At 63.9% G+C, this 9,859-nt stretch carries 8 protein-coding genes and 1 pseudogene; 7 read left to right on the top strand and 2 right to left on the bottom strand.

What is annotated here, in order from left to right; all coding sequences use genetic code 11:
- From AC2VNO_RS00880 to AC2VNO_RS00865, 4 genes are all read left to right on the top strand, one after another.
- On the top strand, positions 1 to 688 hold a 688-nt coding region (locus AC2VNO_RS00880), incomplete at its 5' end, for an alanine dehydrogenase (protein ID WP_486932375.1).
- A gap of 114 nt (positions 689 to 802) precedes the next feature.
- Complete coding sequence (locus AC2VNO_RS00875) at positions 803 to 1,828, top strand: tryptophan--tRNA ligase (RefSeq protein ID WP_486932374.1); 1,026 nt, start codon at positions 803 to 805, stop codon at positions 1,826 to 1,828.
- A gap of 117 nt (positions 1,829 to 1,945) precedes the next feature.
- Positions 1,946 to 3,151, top strand: a complete 1,206-nt coding sequence (locus AC2VNO_RS00870; RefSeq protein ID WP_486932373.1) for a YeeE/YedE family protein — start codon at positions 1,946 to 1,948, stop codon at positions 3,149 to 3,151.
- Positions 3,152 to 3,275: 124 nt separating this feature from the next.
- Positions 3,276 to 4,952, top strand: coding sequence for an NAD-dependent malic enzyme (locus AC2VNO_RS00865; protein ID WP_486932372.1), 1,677 nt, complete (start codon positions 3,276 to 3,278; stop codon positions 4,950 to 4,952).
- An 84-nt stretch (positions 4,953 to 5,036) separates the two neighbouring features.
- Here the strand turns inward: AC2VNO_RS00865 and acnA are convergent, their stop codons facing one another.
- Entirely contained in the window at positions 5,037 to 7,787 is a 2,751-nt protein-coding gene (acnA, locus tag AC2VNO_RS00860; RefSeq protein ID WP_486932371.1) for an aconitate hydratase AcnA, read from the bottom strand.
- Positions 7,788 to 7,960: 173 nt separating this feature from the next.
- Between acnA and AC2VNO_RS00855 the strand changes: the two genes are divergently transcribed.
- Together AC2VNO_RS00855 and trxB are read left to right on the top strand one after the other, a co-directional pair.
- Entirely contained in the window at positions 7,961 to 8,170 is a 210-nt protein-coding gene (locus AC2VNO_RS00855; RefSeq protein WP_486932370.1) for a CPXCG motif-containing cysteine-rich protein, read from the top strand.
- A 111-nt stretch (positions 8,171 to 8,281) separates the two neighbouring features.
- Entirely contained in the window at positions 8,282 to 9,232 is a 951-nt protein-coding gene (trxB, locus tag AC2VNO_RS00850) for a thioredoxin-disulfide reductase (protein ID WP_486932369.1), read from the top strand.
- Between the two features lie 54 nt (positions 9,233 to 9,286).
- Here trxB and AC2VNO_RS00845 read toward each other — a convergent pair whose 3' ends face one another.
- Positions 9,287 to 9,556 (bottom strand): SlyX family protein, encoded by a 270-nt coding sequence (locus AC2VNO_RS00845; protein ID WP_486932368.1) that lies wholly within the window; start codon positions 9,554 to 9,556, stop codon positions 9,287 to 9,289.
- 94 nt (positions 9,557 to 9,650) lie between these two features.
- On the opposite strand from AC2VNO_RS00845, the pseudogene AC2VNO_RS00840 reads away from it, so the two are divergent.
- Positions 9,651 to 9,859 (top strand): annotated as a pseudogene (locus AC2VNO_RS00840) (cold-shock protein); the annotation flags it as partial.

Below are 9,859 nucleotides of genomic sequence, written 5' to 3'. Positions count from 1 at the left end.
CCAGGCCGGTGCCCATAGCCTGGAGAAGGCCCAGGGTGGCTCAGGCGTGCTACTGCCCGGTGTGCCCGGCGTCGCCCCGGGCAAGGTCGCGGTGATCGGCGGCGGCGTGGTAGGCGAGAACGCCGCCCGCATGGCACTGGGGTTGGGGGCAGAAGTCACCGTGCTGGACAAGTCGATTGCGCGCCTCGAAGTGCTCGACGACCGCTACCAGGGACGCATGAAGACCGTCTTCTCCACCGCCGACGCCATCGATGAGGCGGTACGCGAGAGCGACCTGATCGTCGGTGCCGTGCTGATCCCCGGCGCCGCCGCGCCGAAGCTGATCACCCGTACGATGCTCGCCGACATGAAGCCCGGCAGCGTACTGGTGGATGTGGCCATCGACCAGGGCGGCTGCTTCGAAACCAGCCGGGCCACCACCCACGCCGAGCCAACCTATATGGTCGACGGTATCGTGCATTACTGCGTGGCCAACATGCCGGGTGCGGTGGCACGTACCTCGACCCAGGCGCTGACCAACGCCACCCTGCCGTTCGTCATCGCCCTGGCCGACAAGGGCTGGAAGCGGGCGCTGGCCGACGATGCCCACTTCCTGCCCGGACTCAACGTCCACGATGGCCAGGTCACCTACCGCGCCGTGGCCGAGGCCTTTGGGCTGAAGAGCGTCGATCCCGCTAGCCTGGTGTAGTAAATGCCTGCGCGAGCGAATCGCTGCGCTGCGGTGCGGTGCGCCGGGGCGGTCGCCTTGACCGCCCCCTCGCGTTACCATAGCGGGCATTTCCGCTAGCAGAGTCCGCCTTCCATGAGTGCAGCATCCCAGAAGACACGCGTTCTCACCGGCATCACCACTACCGGTACCCCGCACCTCGGCAACTATGTCGGCGCCATCAAGCCCGCCATCGCCGCGAGCCAGGACCCCAGCGTGCAGTCCTACTACTTCCTCGCCGACCTGCATGCGCTGATCAAGTGCCAGGACCCCAAGCGAGTGCAGGAGTCGCGCTTGGAGATCGCCGCCACCTGGCTGGCGCTGGGGCTCGATACCGACAACGCCATCTTCTACCGCCAGTCGGACATCCCCGAGATCCCCGAGCTGACCTGGATGCTCTCCTGCGTGTGCGCCAAGGGGTTGATGAACCGCGCCCACGCCTACAAGGCGGCGGTGGCCGAGAACGAGGCCGCCGGAAATCAGGACCCGGACAAGGGCATCACCATGGGCCTGTTCGGCTACCCGGTCCTCATGGCCGCCGACATCCTGATGTTCAATGCCCACAAGGTGCCGGTGGGTCGCGACCAGATCCAGCACATCGAGATGGCTCGCGATGTGGGGGGGCGCTTCAATCACCTGTTCAAAGGCGAGTACTTCACCCTGCCCGAGGCGGTGGTGGACGACGAAGTCGCAGTGCTCAACGGGCTCGACGGCCGCAAGATGTCCAAGAGCTACAACAACACCATTCCGCTGTTCGTCTCGGAGAAGAAGCTGCTCAAGCTGGTACGCAAGATCAAGACCAATTCATTGGAGCCCGGTGAGCCCAAGGATACCGAGGGCTGCACCCTGTTCCAGATATATTCGGCCTTCGCCAGCCGCGAGGAGCGCGAGGCGATGCGCAGCGAGTATGCGAATGGCATCGGCTGGGGCGAGGTCAAGAATCGTCTGTTCGAACATCTCGACGCTCAGCTGCGCGAACCGCGCGAGCGCTATATTGCGCTGATGGAGGACCCGGCGCATATCGAAAGCGTGCTGCAGAAGGGAGCCGAGCGTGCCCGCGCCGAAGCTGCGCCGCTCATGGACAAGCTGCGCCAGGCCGTGGGGCTGGGACGTTTCATCTAGCCTTGTAAGGGTCTGGACCAGGGCGCCTTCGGGCGCCCTGATACGTTATGGAGCCTTGCCTGGCGGACTCCGGCTGAGCTTGCCAAGCTACAGGAGCAAATCGAGAGGAGGTGTTCCATGGCCACTGCACTGGAAGCGAAACGGCCGCGACAGATTTCGCTGGCGCTGGGTGCGCTATTGCTGGCCGGCGCCCTGATGGTCGGCCTGGCCTACGGCACGCGCCTGGGCCTGTTGATGATCGTCGGGGCGCTGCTGGGCGTGTCGCTTTATCATGCCGCCTTCGGCTTCACTGCCGCCTGGCGTGTGTTAATCAGCGAACGACGCGGGCGTGGGCTACGCGCCCAGATGGTGATGCTGGCCATCGCCGTGCTGCTGTTCTTCCCGGTGCTGGGGGCGGGCAGCCTGTGGGGGCAGGAGGTGAGCGGCTTCGTCTCTCCCATTGGCGTCTCGGTGGTGTTCGGCGCCTTCCTGTTCGGTATCGGCATGCAGCTGGGCGGCGGCTGTGCTTCGGGCACCCTTTTCACCGCCGGGGGCGGCAACGCGCGAATGGTCATTACGCTGATCTTCTTCATCGTCGGCTCGGTGATCGGCAGCGCCCATTTCTCCTGGTGGATGGGGCTTCCGGCCTTCCAGCCGGTATCGCTGGTGCAGACTTTCGGTGCGGGCGGCGGTATCGCCGTGAGCCTGGCCCTGTTCGCTGGCATCGCCGCACTGACGATACTGCTGGAGAAGCGTCGCCATGGCCGGCTGGAGGAGGCGCCGCGGGCCAACTTCAGCCAGGGGCGCTGGCTCACCGGCCCCTGGCCGCTGCTGCTGGGGGCGGTGGCGCTGGCGTTGCTCAACTTCGCCACCCTGGCACTGGCCGGTCGCCCTTGGGGCATCACGTCGGCCTTTGCCCTGTGGGGTGCCAAAGTCTACGAGTTCATCGGTGGCGACGTAAGCCAGTGGGGCTACTGGCAAAGTTCGGCCAATGCCGCCGCACTGCGCGCCAGTGTGTGGAGCGACATCACTACGGTGATGAACGTGGGCATCATTCTTGGGGCCATGGTGGCGGCGACTCTGGCGGGACGCTTCGCCCCGACGCTGCGCATTCCGCTTGGCTCGGTGGTGGCGGCGGTGGTTGGCGGGTTGATGCTGGGCTATGGTGCCCGGCTGGCCTTCGGCTGCAACATCGGCGCTTATTTCAGTGGCATAGCGTCGGGCAGCCTGCACGGCTGGGTGTGGCTGGTGGCGGGTTTTGCCGGCAACGCTTTCGGCGTGCGACTGCGCCCGCTGTTCTTCGACCGCTCGCCCGGCGACAACACCCGGGCCAAGACGAGCTGATGCGCCATGGCGGTGGAGGCATGGTAGAGTTGGCGCCAAGGCGCCCACAGAGCGCTCGGGAAGCGTTGTGCATCCGACTGCGCCTCCCTACGGCCCGGTTCCAGTCACCGTATCGAGATCAGAGATGCCCGAAAGCAAACGTCCACTCTATATTCCCTACGCTGGTCCTTCGTTGCTCGAGATGCCACTGCTCAACAAGGGCAGTGCCTTTTCCCGAGAGGAGCGACTCGAGTTCAATCTGATCGGTCTGCTGCCGCAGAACGTGGAGTCCATCGAGGAGCAGGCCGAGCGCGCCTACCGCCAGTATCAGCAGTGCTATAGCGACCTGGACCGGCATATCCATCTGCGTGCGATCCAGGACGACAACGAGACGCTCTATTACCATATGGTCATGGAGCATCTCGAGGAGATGCTGCCGATCATCTACACCCCTACGGTGGGACAGGCCTGCGAGGAGTTCTCCAATATTTATCGGAGTCACCGCGGCCTGTTCATCAGCTACCCTGATCGTGACTATATCGACGACATCTTGCGCAGTGCCACCAAGGGCAAGGTCCGAGTGATCGTGGTGACCGACGGTGAGCGCATTCTAGGCCTCGGCGACCAGGGTATCGGCGGCATGGGCATCCCTATCGGCAAGCTGGCGCTCTATACCGCCTGCGGCGGCATCAGCCCTGCCTATACCTTGCCGATCATGCTCGACGTGGGCACCAACAACCAGGCGCTGCTCGACGACCCCATGTACATGGGCTGGCGTCACCCGCGTATTTCCCAGGAGGAGTACGACGCCTTCCTCGAGGATTTCATCGCCGCGGTGAAGCGCCGTTGGCCCAATGTCCTGCTGCAGTTCGAGGACTTCGCCCAGGCCAATGCGGTGCCGCTGCTGGAGCGCTATCGCGATCAGCTGTGTTGCTTCAATGATGACGTGCAGGGTACTGCAGCGGTTGCCGTGGGCACCCTGATGGCGGCCTGCCAGGCCCGCGACGAGACCATTGCCGACCAGCGTGTGGTATTCGTCGGCGCAGGCTCCGCCGGCTGCGGTATCGCCGAACAGGTCGTCATCGCCATGCAGGCCGAAGGCTTGTCCGAGAAGGAGGCGCGGCGGCGGGTCTTCATGGTCGACCGCGAGGGGCTGGTCACCAGCGATCAGGCATGGCTGCGCGACTTCCAGAGGCGTCTGGCCCACGACCCGGCACTGGTCGAGAGTTGGCAAAATCAGTCACTGCTGGAGGTGGCGCGCCACATCAAACCCACGGTGCTGATCGGTGTCTCGGGGCAGCCGGGGCTGTTCTCCGAAGACGTGGTGCGCGCCATGCATGCCGGATGCGAGCGGCCTGTGATCATGCCGCTCTCCAACCCCACCTCACGCGCCGAAGCCACACCGGCAGACGTGATCGAGTGGACCGACGGTCAGGCCCTGGTGGCGACCGGCAGCCCCTTTGCGCCAGTGGTTCACGACGGCAAGACCTACCCCATCGCCCAGTGTAACAACGCCTACATCTTCCCCGGCATCGGTCTGGGTGTGGTGGCCAGTGGCGCCAAGCGTGTCACGGACGCCATGCTCATGGCGGCCTCTCGCGCGCTGGCCCGCGAGGCGCCGCTGGTGAAGGAAGGCAAAGGATCCTTGCTGCCGGCTCTGTCGCAGATCCGCGAACTGTCCAAGGCCATTGCCTTCGACGTGGCCGCCCAGGCCCAGCAGGAGGGCGTGGCGTTGCGCACCGACGGCATCAAGCTGCGTCAGGCCATCGAGCGCAGCAGCTGGACGCCGGAATATCGCGGCTACCGTCGCCGCTCGTTCTGATAGCGCACTAAGCCATGTAATGACAAAGGCCCTGCCGGTTTCCCGGCAGGGCCTTTCGCGTGAGAGCAGGTTGGTGGGGTGAGCCTACACGGCGCCTATCATCCGCCGTAGCACGTAATGGAGAATGCCACCGTGACGGTAGTACTCCAGCTCGTTGGCGGTGTCGATGCGGCATAGGACGTCGATGCTCTTTTCGCCCTTGTCGCTCTTTACCCTGACCGTGACCTTGCCCCCTGGGGAGAGGTCGGCCAGGCCTTCGATAGAGATCGTCTCGTCGCCGGTCAGACCCAGGCTCTGGCGATTTTCCCCTGCGGAAAACTGCAGCGGTACCACGCCCATGCCGATCAGGTTGGAGCGGTGGATGCGCTCGTAGGATTCGGCGATGACGGCGCGCACGCCGAGCAGTCGCGTGCCCTTGGCTGCCCAGTCGCGGGAGGAGCCGGTACCGTACTCCTTGCCGGCCACCACGACGAGCGGCGTATCCTGCTCCTGGTACTTCATGGCGGCATCGTAGATCGCCATCTGTTCGCCGGAGGGGACATGCCGGGTTTCGCCGCCCACCACGCCATCGAGCATCTCGTTTCTAATGCGCACGTTGGCGAAGGTGCCGCGCATCATCACTTCATGGTTGCCGCGGCGTGAGCCGTAGGAGTTGAAGTCCACCGGCTTGATGCCGTGCTCCTGCAAGTAGCGGCCAGCAGGGCTGTCGGGCTTGATCGAACCGGCCGGCGAGATATGGTCGGTGGTCACCGAGTCGCCGAGTATCGCCAGAATGTGGGCGTCCTTGACGTCTTCGATGGGATCCGGGTCGCGGCGCATGCCCTCGAAGAATGGCGGGTGCTGAATGTAGGTGGAGTTAGGCGACCACTCATAGACCTTGCTTTGCGGTACCTGGAGCGACTTCCAGATGTCGTCACCTTCGAAAACCTCGGCATACTCCTTGCGGAACATCTCCGTCTTTACCTTCTGTACCGCATTGGCGATATCGGCCTGGGACGGCCAGATGTCCTTCAGGTAGACAGGGTTGCCCTCCCCGTCTTCGCCCAGAGGATCGCGGGTCAGGTCGAGACGCACGTTGCCGGCCAAGGCATAGGCGACCACCAGCGGCGGCGAGGCGAGCCAATTGGTCTTCACCAGTGGATGGATGCGCCCCTCGAAGTTGCGATTGCCCGACAGCACCGCGGCCACGGTGATGTCGCCCTCTTCGACCGCCTTTTCGATAGCCGGCGGCAGTGGGCCCGAGTTGCCGATGCAGGTGGTACAGCCATAGCCCACCAGGTTGAAGCCCAGAGCGTCGAGATCGCTTTGCACGCCGCCGGCCTCGAGATACTCGGTCACCACCTTCGAGCCGGGCGCCAGCGAGGTCTTCACCCAGGGTTTGGTCTTGAGCCCCTTGGCATGGGCGTTGCGTGCCAGCAGCCCGGCGGCCATCATGACGCTGGGGTTGGAGGTGTTGGTACACGAGGTGATGGCGGCAATGACCACGGCGCCGGGGTTGAGCATGAACTGCTCGCCGTCCAGCTCCACGTTCTGGCTGGCGTGATGGTGGTAGCTATCGTGCACGCCCACCGCCGTCTGGCCGCCCTCTGAATAGAGGCGCCCCTTCTCTTCGCTGGGGGGCGTCTTGCCGCTCTTCTCGCCCTCCATCAGCTTCTCGAAGGTGGCTTTCATGTCGGTCAGTGCGACCCGATCCTGAGGCCGTTTGGGACCGGCAAGGCTGGCTTCGACATCACCGAGGTCGAGATGCAGGGTGTCGCTGAAGACCGGCTCGTCGCCGGGCTCCCGCCACAGCCCCTGGGCCTTGCTGTACGCCTCCACCAGGTTGATATGCTCATCCTCACGCCCGGTCAGGCGCAGGTAAGCGAGCGTTTCGTCATCGACCGGGAAGAAGCCGCAGGTGGCCCCGTATTCCGGTGCCATATTGGCGATGGTGGCACGGTCGGCCAGCGGCAGATCCGCCAGGCCATCGCCGTAGAACTCGACGAACTTGCCTACCACGCCGTGGCTTCGCAGCATCTGGGTCACCGTCAACACCAGATCGGTCGCGGTGATGCCCTCCTTGAGCCTGCCGGTGAGCTTGAAACCCACGACCTCCGGTATCAACATCGACACCGGCTGGCCGAGCATGGCCGCCTCGGCTTCGATGCCGCCTACCCCCCAGCCGAGGACGCCTAGGCCGTTGATCATGGTGGTGTGGGAATCGGTGCCAACCAGCGTATCGGGATAGGCGAAGGTCTTGTCGTTCTCCTGCTTGGTCCACACCGTCCGGCCCAGATACTCCAGATTGACCTGGTGGCAGATACCGGTGCCCGGCGGCACCACGCGGAAGTTGTCGAAGGCGTCCTGTCCCCAGCGCAGGAATTCATAGCGCTCCTGGTTGCGCTCCATTTCGATGGCAACGTTGTCCTTGAACGCGCTGGGATTGCCGAACTTGTCGACCATCACCGAGTGATCGATCACCAGATCCACGGGCGACAGAGGGTTGATGCGCGAGGGATCATCGCCGAGCTTTTCCACGGCAGCACGCATCGAAGCCAGATCCACCACGCCGGGTACGCCGGTGAAGTCCTGCATCAACACTCGCGCTGGGCGATAGCCGATTTCACGGTTGGAGCGTCCGCCCTGCTGCCAGTCGACCAGGGCTTGCATGTCCTCGCGCGCCACGCTGGGGTCGTCGGCAAAGCGCAGCTGGTTTTCCAGCAGGATCTTCAGGGTCTTCGGCAGCCGGTCTATGTTGCCTAGGGTCTTGGCTGCCTCGGGCAGGCTGTAGAAGTGGAAAGTGGTACCGCCGGCGACCAGGGTCTGCAGGGTATTCGGCGTCTCGTCACGGCTCATGAAGGCCTCCTGTCACGGTAGGGAACGGTCCTTTTCATCGGTCTCATGCCTAACACATGGTCATGATAGGCCCCCCTTTCAAGCGCTGCCCAAGGTTTCTATGCTGAACGGGTCGGTTGCGTAGCGCTGCCATGCCGGTGGGCGGCGCTCGTGATACCAAGGGAGCCCGCGCCATGCACGAAGATCAGCTTGATAGCCATCCGGTCCACTGCCCCTATTGCAGCACGGCCTTCGACCTGCTGGTGGACATCTCTCAGGGAAGCCAGGAAACCTGGGAGGACTGCCCCTACTGCTGCGCGCCGATTCAGCTCAGGATCGAGATTTCACCTGTCACCGGCGATCTGGAAGACCTGAGGGTGGGGCGCGACGATGACGTGCTGTGAAGGAAGGCGAGAAGGGGGAGTGAGCGAGCTGATATAATGGCCGCCACCTGCCCCGGACCGGGGCGAAACATGACAAGCCTCATTCCGTTTTCGAGCTGCGAGGATCTCTTCATGAGCGAAGCGCGTCACGAACGCCTGATCATTCTGGGCTCAGGCCCGGCCGGCTATACCGCTGCCGTGTACGCGGCCCGAGCCAATCTCAAGCCGTTGCTGATCACCGGCATCCAGGCTGGCGGCCAACTGACCACGACCACCGACGTGGACAACTGGCCCGGCGACGATGCCGGCGTTCAGGGCCCGGAGCTCATGGAGCGCATGAAGCGTCACGCCGAGCGTTTCGATACCGAAGTGCTGTTCGACCATATTCACGAGGTCGACTTGCGAAACCGGCCCTTCACCCTGAAGGGTGATAGTGGCAGCTATACCTGCGATGCCCTCATCGTGGCCACCGGTGCCAGCGCCCGCTATCTGGGGTTGCCCTCGGAGCAGCAGTTCATGGGGCAAGGGGTCTCGGCCTGTGCCACCTGTGACGGTTTCTTCTATCGCAACAAGGAAGTGGTGGTGGTGGGGGGCGGCAATACCGCCGTGGAGGAAGCGCTCTACCTTTCCAACATTGCCTCCAAGGTGACCCTGGTGCACCGGCGCGACAGCCTGCGCGCCGAGAAAATCCTACAGGACAAGCTGCGTGAGAAGGCCGCGAGCGGAAACGTGGTGCTCGAATGGAACCACGTGCTGGAGGAGGTGCTGGGCGACGCCAGCGGCGTGACCGGGGTGCGTATCCGCTCCACCGTCGACGACAGCGTGAAGGAGCTCGAGGCGCCCGGCGTGTTCATCGCCATCGGTCACAGCCCCAACACCGGCATCTTCGAAGGCCAGTTGGAGATGCACGACGGGTACATCAAGGTCCAATCCGGCCTCGACGGCAATGCCACCGCCACCAGCATTCCCGGCGTGTTCGCCGCCGGCGACGTGATGGACCACGTTTACCGCCAGGCGGTCACATCCGCAGGCACCGGCTGTATGGCGGCACTCGATGCGGAGCGTTACCTGGACGACCTGTAAGTTCAGGCCCCGGGAATTGCTTGGCCATGAGCCCGCGTCTTGCCTGACGACAGGTCAGTAGTGCGGCGGCACTTCGTCCTCTGGGCGCGGTGCCGCCATGTCGACATCCTGCAGCGACCGCTGCTGGTCGCGTAGCTTCTCTTGCATCAACGAGTTGATCCTTTCCAGCTGGGCCAGCCGTCTATCCTGGGCGGCAACGGCCTCGTCGAGCGTGTCCAGCCAGTGTTCCTGGAAGGCGATACGGCTTTCCAGCGCCTCGAGGCGAGCGGCGAGCGCATGCTCGGGGCTCATGCTAGAATCGTCGCGCTGCGTGTCGCTGTTCATCGTGACACCTTCATTGGGCGATGGGGCTCGGGTCGTGTCGTCATTGAGCATCCTGTTTCACACATTCCACATAACAAGTGAGCAATACGGATCCATGAATCGCAAGGTCATCTTTCGCTGTACGTTGATCAGCCTGTTGCTGGCGCTGCCGGCACCGTTGCTGATCGTTCTGTTCGTCTCGCTGACCGGCGGCGAACTCGCACCCCAGCTGTTCGCCCTCCTCGAGGTCGACGGCGTGGCCTCGGTCTATCTCGCTGTGGCGGCAGCGGTATTCGTTGCACTGCTGATCGCCACCCTCGTCAT

This window comes from Halomonas sp. TH-94, assembly GCF_057473365.1.
Note: the sequence above shows the minus strand (reverse complement) of the source record. Positions and strands in the feature narration are given on the sequence as shown.

Coding starts and splice junctions, on each gene's coding strand:
- AC2VNO_RS00875 (WP_486932374.1), top strand. CDS start 803: ATGAGTGCAGCATCCCAGAAGACACGCGTTCTCACCGGCATCACCACT.
- AC2VNO_RS00870 (WP_486932373.1), top strand. CDS start 1,946: ATGGCCACTGCACTGGAAGCGAAACGGCCGCGACAGATTTCGCTGGCG.
- AC2VNO_RS00865 (WP_486932372.1), top strand. CDS start 3,276: ATGCCCGAAAGCAAACGTCCACTCTATATTCCCTACGCTGGTCCTTCG.
- acnA (WP_486932371.1), bottom strand. CDS start 7,787: ATGAGCCGTGACGAGACGCCGAATACCCTGCAGACCCTGGTCGCCGGC.
- AC2VNO_RS00855 (WP_486932370.1), top strand. CDS start 7,961: ATGCACGAAGATCAGCTTGATAGCCATCCGGTCCACTGCCCCTATTGC.
- trxB (WP_486932369.1), top strand. CDS start 8,282: ATGAGCGAAGCGCGTCACGAACGCCTGATCATTCTGGGCTCAGGCCCG.
- AC2VNO_RS00845 (WP_486932368.1), bottom strand. CDS start 9,556: ATGAACAGCGACACGCAGCGCGACGATTCTAGCATGAGCCCCGAGCAT.